Here is an 18,051-nt window from a genome sequence, read left to right on the forward strand (position 1 = left end):
CGTGTCAAGAGGTTCGTCATTTCCCGTTTCATCGGGCGGGCTGCCCCGCTTTAGCTTCTGAGGTAGAACATGAACGAAGAGACTGACGGTGTCGGCGGCCTCCCCGACTCCGCGATTGCCGTTGCGATCGAGGTGCTGGTCAATGGGCCGCTCTCTCGCGCCGCTTTGGCCCAGCGCTTGGGCTTGTCATCTCCGACCCTGACGCGCGTCGTCAAGCCACTCCTCCAGCTCGGCGTGCTCGTCGAAGAAGGCGCGGTGAGAAAGTCGGGCCGGGGTCAGGCGTCCCTGCCCTTGAACGTGCCGGCGTCAAAGTACTCGTTCATCGGCATCAAGCTCACCTCAGAACTGATCTATGGAGTGGTGACCGATCTGCGGGCGAACGTCTCCCAAAGCGTGTCCGTGCCGGTCACATCCTTCGATGTCGACAAGGTGCTGGACATCGTCGTCGACTTGGTGGCGGAGCTCGAGTCGAACTCATCGACACCCATCACCGCAATCGGCGTCACCGTCGGAGGCCGCGTCGAGGACGGTGAGATCGTCGTGGACTCACCTTTCATGCGCTGGCAGAACGTGCCCTTCCGCGCGATGCTGCAGGAGCGGATCACCACTCCGCTCTACCTCGACCACGATGTGGCAGGCCTCATGCGGGCACTCCACTGGTTCGGGCCGGGACGCGACTATTCCAACTTCGCGGTCATCACGGTGGGTGCGGGGATCGGCTACGGGTTGGTCATCAGAGACGAGGTCGTGCCGACGGTCGGAGAGCTGGTCGCGCACCATCCCGTGGACCCGTCGGGTCCGCTCTGCCCACGAGGCCACCGAGGATGCCTGGTGGCCTACCTGGAGGCATCCTCGATCATCGCTGCCGCAAGCGTCGCACATGGTCGCACCCTCGATTATGAAGAGGTCTTGCTTCTGGCCTCGCAGGGCGATCCAGCGGCGTCGAGGGTCGTCAAGGATGCCGCCCGGGCGCTTGGCATGGCGACAGCCGATGTCACCGCGATGACGGGCGTAGAGCGAGTGATTCTCTCCGGAGAGGGCGTGCAGATCGCCAGCGTCGGCCGATCCTCGCTCGAAGAGGGCCTCCGAGCGTACTCGTGGGATCAAGCCAGTCACTCCCTGCCCATTATCAAGCCGATGAGTTTCGTCGAATGGGCGCGCGGAGCCGCCGTCGTCGCCATTCAGGCCGCGTTCCCACGTCGGCAACTCGTGGGCGATTCGGCGGCAGACTGACCCAGCGCGCCCAGCGCGCTCATTCACTCGGTGTCGCTAACGCAGATGCACGATCGCGTACTGATCGAATTCGAAGGCCTCCATGATGACCCCGCCCTCCGACGGCATGAGCTCGAGGTCCCGGGCCGGCACGCCAGGCCGGATCAGGCTGGCATTGGTCGGCAAGAACGGGAGCCGGACCGTCGGGCGCACCAGCCGTCGGGGCACTCGGTCAGCGTCCTCATCGAATTGGTAGTTGACGAGGTGCAGCGCCGCGCGGTCGCCGTCGCTGTCCGTGCGCACCCGCCGAAGACTGACGGCGATGGATTCGTGCTCGTCGGAACCTCCGAGATCGAGGATCGCGTCCTTGGGCACACGGTTGCCTGTCGAGAAGCCCGGGGCTCCGACCAGCCGCGCCACGCCCGCAGAGTTTGATTCGCCTCCGAAGGCGTCGTCCGCGATGATCCGTCCCCCGGAGCGGAGATAGTCCTCGAGGATCGCGAGCTGCTGATCACTCAGCCGCTCGCACCCATGAGCCATCACGACGTCGTATCCGGCTAGGGAATTGAGGAGGAGCTCACCACGCTCCGCCGTGTCCGAGACAAACACGACGTCGAACGCAATCCCGGACTGGACAAGATCGCCGGCAAGCACCAGGGGCGGCTGGGCCAGTTCCAGCGAGTGGCGCCCCGTCTGCTTTTCCGGGGTTCCGCGCAGCGCTCGGGCCGCCCGTAGATAGTTCGACTCGACGGAGTAGAGCACTGCCACGGGATTGGCCGGCTCCGCGTCGATGAGCTCGGCGTTCTCGACGATGAAGTCCTGCGCAGCCGACGTCGGGCCCGCAGGAACGTACATGGCACCGGGGCGTTGGTTGCCCATCCAAGACCCGTATGGCACGGCAAGGTTGATGCCGAGCGCCGCCGCCTCGAACATGAGCGTTGACAGTCGCGACGAGAGCTTGCCTCTTGCGAAGCCATCCGAGAGTTCGGCAAGGGTGTGCTCATTGTAGGGATTGATGCCTGCGCACAGTGGCAGTCCCCGGGCGAACGCGGCCGCGTACCTGGTCCACACGCCTTGGTTCCATCGCGTGTGAGCATGTTCGGGAACCAGCACATCGAGGAAGTCCACGAACTCGTCATACACCGGCAAGGCGTCATAGACGTTCGCCGATACCGCCACCCTCCGGCCATGGTGCTCCATCGCATAGGTCCGGGCATAGTCCGCAAGCTCTCGCATGCTCCTCGTGAGCGAGTCCTTGGTGAACTCGGCATAAGCATCCGCGACCTCGGCGGGTGCCTCGTCGATTCGGGAGAGCCCCTCGCCCAGAAGCCAGGCCTTGATATCCAAGCGCGCGGCGCCGAGGATCTTGCGCACTGCCTCGTGACGGGTAGACGGGGACTGGGTGAGGAAGTTGCGGAAGCCCTCTACGCAGTCGTAACAGAAGCATCCGCCGTACTGAGTGGGAGCCATCGGTTCGTCGAACTGGACGCCGTCGACACCCGAGTCGATCTGGATTCGGATGATGGCGCGGAGGTAGTTGCGCCACACGATGTTGTTCAGGTCCATGAAATGGCATTGATGGCTCATGCCGACGACCTCGACCCATTGGGTTCGGATCGGCGAGCCAGTGATGTCGATGCACGATCCCTCGGTCCAGAGATCGTCGACTCGGTGGCCTCGAGAGTCGTGGAGGCCGTCGGGGAAGTACGACTCGAACGAACCCCACAGCCCTGGGACTGAGTTCTGAGAGAACTCCCGCAAGCCGAGCCAGCTTGAGTGAGTCTGCCCCTCGGGGAGGTTCAGGTCGATCACCTGGCGCCCGTCGGCGCTCAACACCGCGGGCACCTCCCAGCCCTGAGCGCAGAACACCACTCCGAAGAACTTGATGCCACGTGCCTGGCAGGCGCGCATGAACTCACCGTCATTAAGGTAGCCGTAGTAGCGAAAGCGAGCGGGGATGTCGCCCGTGATCTCGGACTCGAGGTAAGGAAGGGAGATCGACCCGCCGCCCATCCCCGGCCACGTCAGCATCGTCGGCTGAAACTGGCTGATCTCCTCCACGGCGCTATTCCGACGGGGCGGCAGGCTCGGGTGGAAGCAGAAGGAACGTTCAGGCCACACCGGCGAGAAGACGGCACGCTCGCGCGCTGAACCCCAGTTACGAGACGTTGACGCGGAGCTGATCACGAGCGGTTCTCCTTTAGATTCGCGGCCCCCGCCTCTGCCAGCGGCCATCGAGAGGCGACGCTACCGCGTTTAGTTCATGCATGTAAAGATGTGGTTCGAATCCGTCGGTTTCCCTTCGGCGAATGCAGGAGCAAGCAGGTATCCGCTGTTACCGTGAATCATCGGGCGACCGTCGCCCCCTGTGCAGTGAGGTGGCGTCCGATGGCTCGACCAACGATGGAGGATGTCGCGGCAAGGGCTGGGGTGTCGCCGAAGACGGTGTCCAACGTCGTTCGCGGATGGCCCGCCGTGCGCCCTGAGACGGAACGGCGAGTACGAGACGCGATTGCCGAAACGGGCTACCGCATCAACCTGGCGCCCCGCGTGATGCGAACCGGACGGTCCGACGCGATTGCGCTGGCCGTGCCCTGGCTCGATAGTCCGTACTTCTCCGAGTTGACGAGCGCGATCGTTCGAGCCGCTGCCGCAACCGGCCTCTCGGTGCATGTCAAGCAGACCGATGGAGCGCCGGAACGCGAACGCGCGGTTCTGAAGGAGCTCGACGAAATTCAGGTCGATGGCTTCATCTTCAGCCCTTCGGGCCTCGGCGAGCCGGACCTGCCATCATCATTCGGAGTTCCCACAGTGCTTCTGGGTGAAAGAATCGGCAGCTCTCGGGGGGATCATGTCGCCATCGACAACGTCGCGGCCGCCCTCGACGCCGTAACGCATCTGGTCGGCGTCGGCCGTCGACGCGTCGCCGCGATCGGCCTCCAAAGCGGCGGAGAGTCAACGAACGCCTACCAACGGCAACGCGGCTACCTTCTGGCCCTACGCGCTGCTGGCCTGTCACCGGAATCCGCATTGCAAGTTTCAGTGACCGCCTTCAGCCGGGCGGAGGGAGCACGTGCGGTCCGGGAGCTCCTCGCGTCCGGAATCCTGTTCGATGCTGTCTTCTGCTTCAACGATTTGCTCGCGCTGGGGGCGATGCACGAACTTCAGCGGTCTGGCGTCCGAGTTCCCGACGACGTTGCAGTCGCCGGGTTCGACGACATCGAGGAGGGTCGGTTTGCTACTCCCACACTCACAACGATTCGCCCGGACAAGGCACAGATCGCCGCGGTCGCACTCTCCCTGCTGAGCGACCGCATCGGCGGCGACGACAGCCCGGCCCGGGAAGTCACCCTCGATTACGAACTGGTCATCCGCTCGAGTTCGTCGGGCTAGTCATCAGGTCGCTGTTTGTACATGGGTGTACTTTTTGCTAGCGTGACTGCACGTCCGGGACATCACCGGCGTGGAGGAGCGCGAAGTCGAAATGGACACCGAGGTCAATTCACGGAATGTCTCTCTCATCACCGAGCAGGTGGATGCCCATCTTGCGAACCTCGCCGCATTCTGGGCCCATCGTGCCCCCGACTCCACATTCGGTGGTTTCCGCACGTCGTTCGATGCCGTCGGCAACCCAGTGGCCGAGGATCGCAAGTACCTTCTCTCTCACACCAGACTCGTGTGGTCGTTCTCGGCGCTTCACGAGCACACCGCGGATCCGGCCTACCTTGAGCTTGCGTCGATGGGTTTCGACTATCTCCTCGACCACTTCCACGACCGCGAGCACGGGGGTTGGCACTGGATCGTCGACAACGCCGGTGCGCCGATCGATCGCTCCAAGCTCATCTATGGTCAGAGCTTCGCGGTGTACGCACTGGCAATGTACGGCCGCGTGGCCGCCGACACCCGAGCGATCGACCTGGCCAGTCTCACATGGGACCGGATCGTGACGGAGGCAGCAGACACACGCTTTGGCGGGTTTTTGGAGAATCTGGATTCGTCATGGCGGCTCGCTGGGGACGGCGCTCAGGCGGGCGATCGCAAGTCCCTCGACATCCACATGCATCTCATGGAGGCACTGACCGAATTGTTCGCGGTGACCGGTCGGCAGGAGCATGCCCGGCGCCTTCGTGAAGTTCGCGACCTGATCGTCGACAGAATGATCGATCACACGTCCGGGGCCGGTGGAAATCAGTACTCGCTCGATCTCTCGCCTATCCCGCCGATCATCATCGACAAAACATGGATCGCCGAGCGCAGTCCCACGACGCGGGGCGCGACGCTGCCGCCCACGACCTCCTACGGACACAACCTCGAGCTCGGCTGGTTGATCGAGCGGGCCGACGAGGTTCTGGGTGAGAGTGGTGCTCATACAGCGGTCGTGACCGCGTTGGCCGACCACGCCTTGCAATTCGGATTCGACGAGCAGTTCGGTGGCGTCTATCGCGATGGCCCACCGATCGGGCCAGCCGCCGATACCGGCAAGGAGTTCTGGCAGAACGCGGAGGCCCTCGTCGGTTGGCTGAACGCGTACTCTCTGGACCCCGATGAGAAATAATTCTCCGCATTCGCCTCGACCTGGGACTTCGCTTCGCGGCATCTAATCGCTCCGTCGGGCGAGTGGCGGATCCGCACTACGCGGTCGGGAGACCCGGTCGACGACAGCCTGGGCAACCACTGGACGGGCGCCTACCACACCGTTCGCGCCGCGATCGAGGTGAGCAATCGCCTCAAGCGCATGGGCGAGCGACTGGCCAAACCCTGATCGAGATCAACGAAACAAAGGAGATTGCCATGGCGTACAACGCGGCGGAGGCCAGCAAGGAGGAGGCGTCGATCCCGTATCGGGGTCCGGCTCTGTTCGGTGTGCCTGATGATCTGGTGGTCCCCAATGCGCTGGCGTTGGACGACGACGAGAGGTTGTGGGTTCCCCAGTCCACAGACGTCAGCTTTAAGCCGCTGGCGTTGTCTGTGAGCCAGGGGTACTTCGTCAACGTGCTGCGCGTGCGTCGCAGCGGCATCCTCTCTCGGCACCGGCACACCGGTCCGGTGCACGCGACCGTGCTCAAGGGTCGCTGGCACTATCTCGAGCACAACTGGTGGGCGGAGGAGGGGAGCTATGCCTTCGAGCCACCGGGCGACATTCACACCTTGGAAATCCCGGATGACGTAGAGGAGATGGCCACCCTGTTCCACGTCACGGGCGCTTATGTCTACGTCGATCCCGACGGCAACCCCACCGGCGTGGAGGACGTCTTCTCCAAGATCGAGAACGCCCGCGCCCACTATGAACGGGTGGGTCTGGGTCGCGACTTCGTCGAACAGTTCATCAGGTAGTGGCCGTGCGAAGGGCGATCGTCACCGGCGGGGCAAGTGGGGTCGGGGCCGCGTGTGCGGCGCGGTTGCGGGCCGACGGCATCGAGGTCGTCACCTTCGACCTCGCCGCCACGGCCGATGTTCAGGTCGACGTGACGGATGCCGCCGCGGTGCAGAGGGCGATTGCCGAGACCGGGCCGGTGGACATCCTGGTCAACAGTGCCGGGATCGTCGGACCCAACCTTCCCCTCTGGGAGGGGACTCTGGAGGAGTGGAAGCGCACCTTCGACGTCAATGTCTTCGGACTGGTCGCCGTGACCCGCGCCGTCGTGCCCGGCATGATCGCACGCGGCTGGGGACGCATCGTCAACATCGCCTCGATCGCGGGTAAAGAGGGCAACCCCAATCTCTCCTCCTACTCGGCCTCGAAAGCCGCCGTGATCGGACTGACCAAATCGCTGGGCAAAGAACTCGTCGCCACCGGGGTGATCGTCAACGCCGTCGCACCCGCGGTCATCGAAACCCCCTTCAACGCAACCACCGCCCCCGACGTGCTCGCCTACATCACCTCACTCGTGCCCATGAAGCGCCTCGGGCAGCCGGCCGAGGTCGCCGCACTGGTCAGCTGGCTCTCCTCCGACGAAGTCACCTTCTCCACCGGAGCCGTCTACGACATCAGCGGCGGACGCGCAACCTACTGAGGCCCTGTTCGGCAGGACCCGTACCTCAACGTCAGAGATGACCTGATGCACTTCTGTCGGGAATGCTTCGATAGATCGCACCCGGCGAACCCAGAGTTCCGAGTGTGAGCCCGCAACCTGCCCACAAGCGTGACGGCAGCCACCTGATTCCGTGGCTCATGGTTGATTCACAAGAGCCACTTGAACGACATCTTTGCTGCTGGAATGAGGATCAGGAGGGCGAGCGATACCGTTTTCAACCCGCGGGTCACTGGTTCGATCCCTACCCGGGCCACCGCTTCGCATCATGGATATCTTGGGCTGATGCTCGCGCCCGTGTGTGATTCACTAACACCCCCATGGCGTGACTATGTAGCAACCACAACCAAAATGAGATTGAGGTGATCATCCGGGGTCCTAGATCCCTGATTTCAAGAGGAATCCGGATCTCAGTGCCCGCTGATTCAAGCGTCTGAGCGGAGTGAAAAGCGTGAGGTCACGGGATCGACGCTTGTCGGAGCCACCAGTAAAAATACAGTAAACGCAGTGGACGTCAGGCGTTCTCTGGTCGTAAAGCCGGCCAGCTGACGTCGACCTGACTGCGCGTCGACCGTAACTCGTTCTGTCACCGTGAGGTCAGCACACTATCGAGCGCGTCGACGAAGAAGTCAGCAGCGGCCTCATCGAAGGAGAGAGGCGGCTTGATCTTCAGCACGTTATTGGAGTTGCCCGTGGGCTGCACGATGATTCCGCGCTGAAGCAGTCGATCGCAGATCTCTGACGTCTCGGCCGTGGCAGGCTCGAGCGTCACGCGGTCGCGCACCATCTCGACGCCGAGGTACAGGCCTTCTCCGTGCACGGTGCCGATCAGTTGGTGCCGTTGCACGAGCTCCTCCAGACGGTCCTTCAAATGTCGCCCCACTCGCTTGGCGTTGCCGGGAAGGTCCTCTTCAGCGATCACATCGAGAACCGTCGCACCGACCACGCACGACACGGGGCTGCCTCCCGTCGACGAGAAGAAGTATCCCTCGGCCGCAAAGCTCGCCGCGATCTCTTTTGTGGTGACCACGGCACCCAGCGGATGACCGTCGCCGAAAGACTTCGCGAGCGAGACGATGTCGGGAACGACTCCTTGCTGCTCAAAGCCCCAGAACCAGCTTCCCAGTCGGCCGAGCCCCACCTGAACCTCGTCCGCGATCGCCAGGCCACCGGCGCGGCGCACCTCCGCATAGACGGCGCGCAAGTATCCCTCCGGCAGTGTCACGCCACCGGCGCTGCCGTATACCGGCTCGCAGATGAACGCTGCCGGCGGTCGCCCCGACGCGGCGAGGTCTCGCACGAACGCTGTGGCATCGTCTGCATAGCGGCTCGCCTCGACTCCGCGATGGCGGCCGCTGAAGGCGTTTGGAACGTCGACGGTGTGCACCCAGTCAGGCCGCGAAGCCAGCGCACGCGGGTTGTCGGCACTCGAGGTCGACACCGCATCGGCCAGGTACGTCCAGCCGTGGTAGCTCTCGCGCACCGCGATCAGATCTTCGCGGCCCGTGTGTATCCGCGCGAGACGAAGCGCGAGTTCGACGGCCTCCGAGCCGGAGTTGACGAGGAAGACCGTGTCGAGGCTCTCCGGCAGGAGCGCCGTGAGCTTCTCGGCGAGCGCCACGATCGACGCGTAGTGGAATCGGGAGTTGGAGTTGAACGTGCGCCACTGGTCCGCGATAGCCCGCGCCACCCGAGGGTGACTGTGCCCGAGCACCGTGACGTTGTTCACCATGTCGAGGAACACCCGGCCGTCGTCGGCGATCATGTGGTGTCTCCACCCGCGCTCGATACGCGGAGGATGCGCGTAGTAGTGCTCCTGCACGCCAGCAAGCACCGCCTCACGACGCGACATGAGATCGTCACTGCTCTCGGCGGATCGGGACGACACCTCGCCACTGAGCCCGAACAGGGCCGACGGGTCACCGAGGTACGGCATCCACCCCGCGGCGAATTCCGGCAGGACGAAGGCGGGAACATCAGCCTCGAATGCGTTCGAGACCACGGTGATGCGGTATCGGCCACCCGGAGACAGCATCCCGATCGGTGTGCCGATGTCGACGCGCGACGAGTGGGCCGCCCATCCTGCCAGCTCGGAGTCTGCTGCGATCCGGAGGGTCGCAGCTTCGCCGGTCAGGACGAGCTCGGTCGCCGTCGCCGTCAGCTCGCCGGGCCAGGGGGCGACGAGCCCAGTGCTTGCCGCCACCCACACGTCCGCGCCGGTCCGCCACGTCGCAGCAGGGTCGGTTGCGAGCGGTCGACTCCGGGTGGCGTCGATCGCGCCGAACGGAGCGAGGACCATGTCACGGCCATCCGCAAGAAGACCACCAACGGCTTCGGCGAGCGCTTGATCGGCACTCTCGACCGTCATCCAGGCGCCCTCGTCGAGAACAGAGCTGTGGACGCCGAGATCGAGGTGCCCGACCTGCTGGTCCGTCTCGAACAGGCGCGACGGTGTCACGCTCAACGCGGGCGCAGGCTGCGTAAGCCCGAGATGGTGGGCGATGATCGCGGTCATCACCTCGGACGGCACCGACGAGGCGCGGTCGAAGATCAGTTGCTCACGCGCCATCCCATCGAGCGCGTAGTCATTGGACTCGTCGGCGCCCACCTGCTGGTGCCCGCTAGCCACGAGCACGGCCCCACGAATGACGACGAGCGGCCAGAGCACCTCGACCTCAGCGATCTCCAGCGGACGGATGCCGTGGAAGGAGGCGATCGCGGGCAGCACCGACAGGGGTGTGGCGTCGTCGTGATGCAGGATGGATGAGATCGTGATGGCGAGTTCTGCGACGCGCCACGACAGCATCAGGTCACCGAAGTCGATCACACCATCCAGAAGTCGCTCGTCGTGCGGCCTGGCCGATCGCATCAGGTTATCGTCAGTCAGGTCGCCGTGCACGACCTGTACGGGCAGCGACGTGGCACTGCGCTCGACGCGGCGCGACTCGGCCCGCGTCGTGCTCACGACTCGGTCGTGCAGGCCCGCGTCAGCGATGTGCCCGGCGAGGAACTCCACCACCCTGGGTCCCTGGCGCAGGTCCCACTGCAGCACCCGTTCTGCTGGCGTCGTCGGCAGGGTCGCCAGTGCCGAACTGACGGCCCCGCACACGCGACCCATCTCGGCGACGGTGGCCGGCGAGAGGTACCCGCTGCCGTGCAGCGTTCCGCCGTCGAGGTAGCGGATGAGCCGCACGGTGTGGGAACCGCTCGCCGCCTCGAGCACAGCGAACTCGCCGAGTCGCGTCGGAGTCCGTAGCGCCGCCGACGAATCCGCAAGCCATTGTGCCGCGTGATCCTGTTCCTCGGCCGTGTCGCTGGTGAACGCGCTGTTGGAGATCTTCATGACGGCGACCGGAGTTCCGCTGGCCGTGTCGCTTGCACCCGTGGCATCCATGAGGAGGAAATTCGCGTCCTGCTGACTTCCGAGATCGACGGCACGCACGACGAGGCCGAACGCTTCTTTGGCCCAACGCTCTGCTAACTCGGCCGACACAAGGGGAACTGGCAGCTCTCCCGCGGCGAAGAAGTCGAAGCCAGCGGTGCTGTCGCCTGTGGTCATCTCTCTAGCCATTCGTTTCGGGGTCTTGGCGACCGCGCTCTTCGCTGATGGAGTTCGTGCCGTCGACGGGAATCAATTGTGCGGTGATACACGACGCCCCGTCGCTGGCGAGATAGGCGAACGCGTAAGCGACGTCCTCCAGACTGCCGGAGCGACCGAAGGGGGTCAGCAGCACGACAGCCTCGCCGAGGTCGTCGGGCGTGACCGAGCAGGGATCCCGGTCGACTACCGTGATGTCCGCTGTTACATCGACCGTGAGCACACCACCAGTCTTGCCTATCGAACGGTAGGGCTCCACCGCTATTCCGCGCAGTGCATCGAGTGGATCGAGAAACGGAGTGCTTGTGCCTACAACGCCGCCTCCACCACCTCGGCGCGACTCAGGATGCGGAAGTGCCCGCCTGTCGCGAGCCGGATGTTGCGCGCGCCGGGCAGCTCGCTCCCCTCTGGAATATGCGGATCGAATTCGCCGTAGATCGAGGTGATGCGCGCGTTCACGTCGCTGTTGCGCCCGAGCTGGATCGTCGTGGCATTCTTCGGCGAAAAGGCGCGCAGGCTCCGCAGCGGCAGGAACGGCGCGTAGCGGGATCCCGCGAACGGCGAGCACACCGCGATCATGGATGCGATCCGGGCATCCGGATCCAGCAGCGCCATCGCATACTTGCCGATCAGCCCGCCCTTGCTGTGGGTGACCAGCTGCACGTCGCGCAGGTTCTGTTGGGCGATAAAGTCGGCGACGTCGGCAGCGGACTCCGGAACCGGTCGGGTGTTCCGCCCCAGGGAGGCGAGCACGAAGACCGGATGCCCCGCATCGTGCAGCTTCTCCACGAGGGGTCGCATGAACTGCCAGGTCTCCCAGATGCCCGGGATCACCACGATGGGGCGGAGCGTGCCTGAGCTGTAGGCCTCGGGCCGTCGCCGATCGGCGAGCGCGCGGCACTGCCAGTACAACACGTACGCGTAATCGAGGAGCCACCAGGCGGCGATCCGGGCAGCCCGCGTCATCGGCCCTTCCTCAGCCCGCACGGTTAAGGGGCTGGCGCGCGCCGCCGGCCAGGTGCAGCACCCCCGCCTGCGCCGCTTCGATGGCAGCCGACACGGCCCCGATTGCCACCGAATTCGCGCCCAGGGTGGACAGCGCGAGCTCGGGCACGGGCAGGTGCAGCTCCTTCGCCAGATGGACCCGCGCGACGTGGAGTACCTCGTCCAGTCCGTCCGCAACCGCGCCGGAGATGATGAACCGTGCTGGATCGAAAAAGCTCGAATAGACCGCGATGATGCGCGCCGTCATCAGCCCGGCACGCTGGACGATGGTGAGCGCCCACGGGTCACCGGTTCGTGCGAGCTCGATGGCGTCCCGGCCCGTGAGCCCGTCAATGGGGACATCCCGCAATGGATGCCCGACCGGAAGCACACCGGACGATACGTCGTCGCGCACCCAGGTCGTGATCTGCGAACCGATGCCGTACGCGCTCCTGACCCCCTCGACGGAGTCGAACGCGATCGCCTCTCCCGCGCCCCCGTGGGCCCCCCGAAGGAGTCGACCGTCTGATACGACTCCGGCACCGAGGCGATCCCCGGCAAGCACCACGATGTAGTCGCTGCAGTCCACGGCAGCGCCGACTGCACCCTCGGCGACCGCCGCCAGCGCAGCATCGTTCTCGATCCGCACGATAGGGATCCACTCGCCGAGCATGGCGCGCAAGTCGGGGTTCATCCGCCACCAGAAGTCGTCGCGGTGCTCCGGTGAGACTCCTCGGGCGTCCACGGGGGCGGGGACTCCGACACACGCCGCGAGCACGCTCGTCCGCGCGACCCCCGCAGCAGCCAATGCTGCGTCAGCGGCGCCCTGGACGGCCTCGCGTCGTGCATCAGCGGTCTCGTTCTCCAGGTCCAACTCGGTCGTCAGCCGGACGAGCACGTCACCACGCAGGTCGGCGACGCTCGTGGTGAGGTGCGACCGGCCAGCATCCATGCCGATCACGACCGCAGCGTCGGATCGCAGCTCGAATCGGCGGGACGGACGGCCTTTGCTGTACTCCCCGACTGACCGCGCATTCGGCAATTCCCGCAAGAGCCCGATCTCGATGAGTTCATCGAGAGCGTCGATAGCGGTCGAGCGGGTCAGACCTGTCGCTGCCATAGCGTCAGCGCTCACGAAGACGCCGGCGTTCCATGCGAACGCGAGGAGGGCATCCACGCTCGCCCGTCGCGGTGCTGCGGGGTTGTCGTTCATCGACATCACCATTGCCCTTGACCCTTTCGATCTCCTGATGCATTATGGACCATGTGCAATTGATTTGACGGCTAAATCTAATCATCGAAAAAATCGCGGAATCCATCACCGCGGAATCCAGTGTCGGATTCGAAAGGACAATGACGTGCCTCGACCCCTTCCCCGGTCCCTCAGGACCATCGCCGCCGCAGCGAGCATGATCGTGCTCGGTTCCACCCTCGCGGGCTGCGCTACCGCCGATTCCTCCGAGACTGTGCGCTTTCACCTCAGCAAGCCCGAGGCGATTCCCTACTTCCGGGAACTCATCAAGGAATACAACGCGTCGCAGGATGACGTGACGGTCGTGTTCGACACGTCAGCGAATCTCCAGGCCGGGTTTCTCAGGGGCAACCCCCCGGATCTCGGGTTGCTGAACTACAACATGGAGATGGCGCGCTTCATGGAACGCGGCGCCCTGAGCGACCTCTCCGACATGCCGGAAGCGGATCGGATCCTGCCCAGCGTCCAGGATCTCGTGGACCAGTACGCCACATACCCCGGCCGCACGAGCGTGCTTCCCTACTCGGTGATGGCGGCATCCGTCATCTACAACACCGAGATCTTCGAGCAGCAGGGCCTCGAGGTGCCGCAGACCTATGACGAGCTGATCGCCGTGTGCGACGCCCTGACCGCTGCGGGGATCACGCCGTTCTACGGCACATTCAAGGATCCGTGGACTGTCGCGCAGGGCTGGTTCGACTACACGGTGGGAGGGGAGGTCGACGTTTCAGACTTCTACGACAAGCTGAATGACCAGGGCACGGAGGTCGGGGCGGACTCCGCGGTCTCGTTCGAGAAGACCTTCGCCGAGCCGGTCGACCGGATGCGGTTCCTCATCGACAACTATACGAACGCCGATGCGGCGAGCAAGGCATATGGTGACGGCAATCTCGCCTTCGCGCAGGGCCAGTCGGCCATGTATCTCCAGGGCCCATGGGCCCTTGGCGAGATCGCGAAGACGTCTCCCGACCTGCCCATAGGAACCTTCCCGCTCCCGATGACGGATGACCCGGCCGACCTCCGAGTGCGGGTCAACATCGACCTGGCGGCATGGATCCCCGAGGCATCCCGCCACAAGGACGCCGCACGCGAGTTCCTGACGTACCTCTTCCAGCAGGACGTCATGGACGAATACAACGCGGCTCAACTCGGTTACGGCACCACCACGAACGCCGCCCCGGCGACCGACGAGCGCATCCTGGGAATGAAGGAGTACTACGACCGGGCCGCCTTCTACCAGGGCCCGTCGAAGGCCATCCCGCAGACGATCCCCACCGACAACTACGTGCAGGGCATCGCCCTCGGTGGCGGCATCGAGTCGACCCTCAGGACCCTCGACGCGGACTGGGCGCGACTCGCCCTCCGCCAGTGACAGACCACGAACAGAAGAGGAGCCGACCATGACAACGACGACAGCGGCACCGGCCGTACCGGTCACGACCAGCGGACCCGGCGCGTCCGGACCGCCACGACCCCGCAAACGGGTAGAGCGCATCTACTACCTGTTTCTCATCCCCAGCCTGATTCTCTTCACCCTGGCGATCACCGTGCCGGCGATCATCGGGATACTCTTCAGCTTCACCAACTCGATCGGGTTCGGCGACTGGGAGTTCGTGGGGCTGATCAACTACATCGCCATGTTCTCCGATCCGATGATCCTGCAGAGCTACCTCTTCACGTTCGGTTTCGCGGCGGTCACAGTCGTTCTCGTGAACGTGCTCGCGTTCCTGCTCGCGGTCGGACTCACCGCACGTATCAGGATGAAGACGGCGCTGCGCACCATCTTCGTGATCCCCATGGTGATCTCGGGCATCATCATCGCTTACGTCTTCAACTTCCTCTTCTCGAATTCCCTCCCGGTGTTCGGTCAAGCGCTCGGCATCGAGTGGCTGAGTTCGAGCGTGCTGGCTAACCCCGAACTCGCCTGGGTCGGAATCGTCATCGTGACCGCATGGCAGGCGATCCCCGGCACCCTGCTCATCTACATCGCCGGCCTGCTCGCCGTGCCGGGCGAGGTCTACGAGGCGGCCGACCTCGACGGCGCTGGCAAATGGCAGCAACTGCTCAGGATCACGCTGCCGCTCGTCGCCGGCTATGTCGTCATCAACGTGATCCTCGGGTTCAAGAACTTCCTCAACGCTTACGACGTGATCGTCGGGCTCACCGACGGTGGTCCAGGGACGTCGACCCGCAGCATCCCCATGACGATCGTCACCGGTTTTACCGGCGGCGACTACGCCTACCAGATGGCAAACGCCACGATGTTCTTCGTCATCGTGGTCGTGATCTCGCTGATCCAATTCCGGATCACCCGCGGAAGGAACTCACTCTGATGGCCATCCAGCCTGCCCTCCTCTCCGGCCCGAAAGCGCGCCGATCGTCCCTGAGCTCTGACCTCGGCGGCCGCAAGCCCAGCTTCTCCCTGACTATCGTGCTGCTGCTCTGCGCTGTGACAGTGATCGTGCCGCTGTACGTCACGCTGTCGATGGCGTTCAAGACTCCGGGCCAGGCGGTGGATGGCAACGCCTTCTCACTTCCTGCCCCGTTCTCGATCGAGGGATTCGTCACGGCGTGGAATCTCACGAACTATCCGGCAGCATTTTTCTTCTCCGCCATCATCACCGCGGGAACTGTCGCGGGAACCGTGCTGCTCGGAGCCCTGGCCTCGTTCGCGATCTCGCGCAACTGGGATCATCGCCTGTTCCGCTGGTCGTTCTTCTACCTGCTCGCGGCGATGTTCATCCCGTTCCCCGTGGTGGCCCTGCCCCAGATCCAGCTCACCGGTCTGGCAGGTCTCGACAACCCGATCGGCGTGACCATCCTGCACATCATGTTCCAGTTGAGCTTCAGCATCCTTCTCTTCACCGCGTTCCTCAGGTCCATCCCGGCCGAGCTCGAGGAGAGCGCGAGGATCGACGGCGCGACCACCTGGCAGACGTTCTGGCAGCTGATCTTCCCGCTGCTCGCGCCGATGAGTGCGACTGTCGCGATCTTCGCGTTCCTCGCGTCGTGGAACGACTTCATGATGCCCTCGCTCATTACCTCGGATTCGTCGATGCAGACGCTTCCCGTCGTGCAGCGCATCTTCCAGACCCAGTTCAGCAACAACTACAACGTGTCGTTCGCCTCGTACCTGATGGCCATGGCTCCCGCGATCATCGTCTTCCTGTTCACCCAGCGCTGGGTGATGGAGGGCGTGACGCAGGGTGCCGTCAAGGGCTGATCCAGCGTCCACCCGATCCATCACCATAGAAAGAAGTAGCACCCGTGACTATCGCGCAGGCCCTCACCACAGACAACCTCACCAAAGTGGAGGAACCCGCGCCATGGTGGCGACAGGCCTCGGTCTACCAGATCTATCCGCGCAGTTTTGCGGATGCGAACGGTGACGGGCTGGGCGACCTCCCCGGCATCACGTCCCGCGCCGACTATCTCGGCGCGCTCGGCATCGATGCTGTGTGGATGAGCCCGTTCTATCCGTCGGAGCTGGCTGACGGCGGATACGACGTGGCAGACTATCGCAACGTCGACCCCCGCCTCGGAACGCTCGGGGACTTCGACCTGCTCATCGAAGCCCTGCACACTCGTGGGATCAGGGTCGTCGTCGACATCGTGCCGAACCACTCGTCGGACCATCACGTCTGGTTTCAGGATGCCCTGGCCGACGGCCGCGGCTCGGCGTCGCGCGAGCGTTACATCTTCCGCGAGGGCTCGGGGCCCGAGGGATCCGAGCCCCCGGCGGACTGGGAGTCTGCGTTCGGTGGACCGGCGTGGTCGCGGGTGGCGGACGGCCAGTGGTACCTGCACAGTTTCGCGGAAGAGCAGCCCGACCTCAACTGGTCACACCCCGAGGTGCGCGCCGACTTCCTGGCGACCCTGAGGTTCTGGTCGGATCGGGGCGTCGACGGCTTCCGTATCGACGTCGCGCACATGCTGACTAAAGACCTGACAGAGCCGTTCCCGTCGAAGGCGATGCTGGATGCGATGCCCCAGGACGGCCAACATCCGCTGATCGACCGCGACGACGTGCACGAGGTCTACGCGGAGTGGCGCGCTCTCTTCAACTCCTATGACCCGCCGCGCACGGCCGTCGCCGAAGCATGGGTGGCCCGATCGCGCGTCCCCCTCTACGCGAGCCCGGACAGCCTCGGCCAGGCCTTCAACTTCGACCTCCTCGAGGCCGACTTCGACGCTGACCAGTTCCGCACAGTCGTGCGCGACAACCTCGAGCTGGCTGCGGCATCCGGGTCTTCCAGCACCTGGGTGCTCTCCAACCACGACGTGGTCAGGCATGCGACGCGCTATGGCCTGCCGCATCCTGACCGCCTTCCCGATGGGCGCCCGAGCGTCAAGCACGGCAGCGAATGGGTGCTGAGCGGCGGAGTCTCGCCGGAGTTTCAGGCCGCAGACGGTGAACGCCGGGCGCGCGCGGCGACGCTCTTCATGCTGGGACTTCCCGGCTCGAGCTACCTGTACCAGGGCGAGGAACTCGGGCTTCACGAAGTGGCAGAGATCCCCGACTCCCAGCGACAGGACCCGACCTTCTTCCGCAGCGGCGGAGCAGATAGCGGACGAGATGGATGCCGCGTCCCGATGCCCTGGGCGGCATCGGGATCGTCCTTCGGCTTCGGTCCAGGCGACGCCCACCTCCCGCAGCCCGAATGGTTCTCCCGCTACTCGGTCGAGGTCGAGGAGGGTGATCCTGACTCGACCCTCAGCCTGTACCGTCAGGCGCTTGGCCTCAGACGCAAGCTGCAGACCGCGGAGACACTGGAGTGGATCGAGACCGGTCGCAACGACGTGCTGAGATTCCGGAGGCCGAACGGCTGGGAGGTCGTCACGAATTTCGGCTTGACAGCCTTCCCGCTCGACGGCGCACGCCCACTGCTGGCGAGCTCCTCCGTCGATGGCGACTCCCTTCCGGGTTCGACGACGGCGTGGGTGATGCCCGGCACGTAGCGCCCCTCAGCACC

General features: G+C 64.6%; 14 protein-coding genes. 9 read left to right on the top strand and 5 right to left on the bottom strand.

Features of this window, described 5'->3' with window-relative positions; genetic code table 11:
• Positions 1 to 69: 69 nt before the first annotated feature.
• Complete coding sequence (locus tag IWX81_RS06625) at positions 70 to 1,233, top strand: ROK family transcriptional regulator (RefSeq protein WP_199280543.1); 1,164 nt, start codon at positions 70 to 72, stop codon at positions 1,231 to 1,233.
• Positions 1,234 to 1,269: 36 nt separating this feature from the next.
• Here IWX81_RS06625 and IWX81_RS06630 read toward each other — a convergent pair whose 3' ends face one another.
• Positions 1,270 to 3,273, bottom strand: a complete 2,004-nt coding sequence (locus IWX81_RS06630) for a hypothetical protein (RefSeq protein ID WP_199280544.1) — start codon at positions 3,271 to 3,273, stop codon at positions 1,270 to 1,272.
• Between the two features lie 327 nt (positions 3,274 to 3,600).
• Between IWX81_RS06630 and IWX81_RS06635 the strand changes: the two genes are divergently transcribed.
• The 4 genes from IWX81_RS06635 (at position 3,601) to IWX81_RS06650 (ending at position 7,226) form a co-directional block, all read left to right on the top strand.
• Positions 3,601 to 4,605: a LacI family DNA-binding transcriptional regulator gene (locus tag IWX81_RS06635; protein WP_199280545.1), complete on the top strand. Its 1,005-nt coding sequence runs from the start codon at positions 3,601 to 3,603 to the stop codon at positions 4,603 to 4,605.
• A gap of 91 nt (positions 4,606 to 4,696) precedes the next feature.
• Positions 4,697 to 5,767 (top strand): AGE family epimerase/isomerase, encoded by a 1,071-nt coding sequence (locus tag IWX81_RS06640; RefSeq protein ID WP_199280546.1) that lies wholly within the window; start codon positions 4,697 to 4,699, stop codon positions 5,765 to 5,767.
• Between the two features lie 236 nt (positions 5,768 to 6,003).
• Complete coding sequence (locus tag IWX81_RS06645) at positions 6,004 to 6,546, top strand: 2,4'-dihydroxyacetophenone dioxygenase family protein (protein WP_199280547.1); 543 nt, start codon at positions 6,004 to 6,006, stop codon at positions 6,544 to 6,546.
• A 5-nt stretch (positions 6,547 to 6,551) separates the two neighbouring features.
• A complete protein-coding gene (locus IWX81_RS06650) occupies positions 6,552 to 7,226 on the top strand; it encodes an SDR family NAD(P)-dependent oxidoreductase (RefSeq protein ID WP_199280548.1) in 675 nt (224 codons plus the stop codon).
• A 604-nt stretch (positions 7,227 to 7,830) separates the two neighbouring features.
• Here IWX81_RS06650 and IWX81_RS06655 read toward each other — a convergent pair.
• The 4 genes from IWX81_RS06655 to IWX81_RS06670 all read right to left on the bottom strand — a co-directional run bounded on the left by IWX81_RS06655 (position 7,831) and on the right by IWX81_RS06670 (position 13,039).
• Positions 7,831 to 10,803: an aminotransferase gene (locus IWX81_RS06655; protein ID WP_199280549.1), complete on the bottom strand. Its 2,973-nt coding sequence runs from the start codon at positions 10,801 to 10,803 to the stop codon at positions 7,831 to 7,833.
• A gap of 4 nt (positions 10,804 to 10,807) precedes the next feature.
• A complete protein-coding gene (locus tag IWX81_RS06660) occupies positions 10,808 to 11,065 on the bottom strand; it encodes an SDR family oxidoreductase (protein WP_334593400.1) in 258 nt (85 codons plus the stop codon).
• A gap of 86 nt (positions 11,066 to 11,151) precedes the next feature.
• Positions 11,152 to 11,808 (bottom strand): esterase/lipase family protein, encoded by a 657-nt coding sequence (locus IWX81_RS06665; RefSeq protein ID WP_199280550.1) that lies wholly within the window; start codon positions 11,806 to 11,808, stop codon positions 11,152 to 11,154.
• A 10-nt stretch (positions 11,809 to 11,818) separates the two neighbouring features.
• Positions 11,819 to 13,039 (bottom strand): ROK family protein, encoded by a 1,221-nt coding sequence (locus IWX81_RS06670; protein WP_334593402.1) that lies wholly within the window; start codon positions 13,037 to 13,039, stop codon positions 11,819 to 11,821.
• Positions 13,040 to 13,184: 145 nt separating this feature from the next.
• Here IWX81_RS06670 and IWX81_RS06675 point away from each other — a divergent pair, with 145 nt between their 5' ends.
• Genes IWX81_RS06675 through IWX81_RS06690 form a run of 4 tightly spaced genes read left to right on the top strand, consistent with a single transcriptional unit; the run spans position 13,185 to position 18,037 of the window.
• Positions 13,185 to 14,450, top strand: a complete 1,266-nt coding sequence (locus IWX81_RS06675; protein WP_442977634.1) for an ABC transporter substrate-binding protein — start codon at positions 13,185 to 13,187, stop codon at positions 14,448 to 14,450.
• A 28-nt stretch (positions 14,451 to 14,478) separates the two neighbouring features.
• The gene (locus tag IWX81_RS06680; RefSeq protein ID WP_199280551.1) at positions 14,479 to 15,411 is read left to right on the top strand and encodes a carbohydrate ABC transporter permease; all 933 of its coding nucleotides are present in this window, start codon (positions 14,479 to 14,481) and stop codon (positions 15,409 to 15,411) included.
• Complete coding sequence (locus IWX81_RS06685; protein WP_199280552.1) at positions 15,411 to 16,301, top strand: carbohydrate ABC transporter permease; 891 nt, start codon at positions 15,411 to 15,413, stop codon at positions 16,299 to 16,301. Before IWX81_RS06680 ends, IWX81_RS06685 begins: the two co-directional genes overlap by 1 nt.
• Positions 16,302 to 16,345: 44 nt before the next feature.
• The gene (locus tag IWX81_RS06690) at positions 16,346 to 18,037 is read left to right on the top strand and encodes a glycoside hydrolase family 13 protein (protein WP_334593404.1); all 1,692 of its coding nucleotides are present in this window, start codon (positions 16,346 to 16,348) and stop codon (positions 18,035 to 18,037) included.
• The last annotated feature ends 14 nt before the right edge of the window (positions 18,038 to 18,051 follow it).

It is taken from the genome of Salinibacterium sp. CAN_S4, from assembly GCF_015752305.1.
Taxonomy (GTDB): domain Bacteria; phylum Actinomycetota; class Actinomycetes; order Actinomycetales; family Microbacteriaceae; genus Rhodoglobus.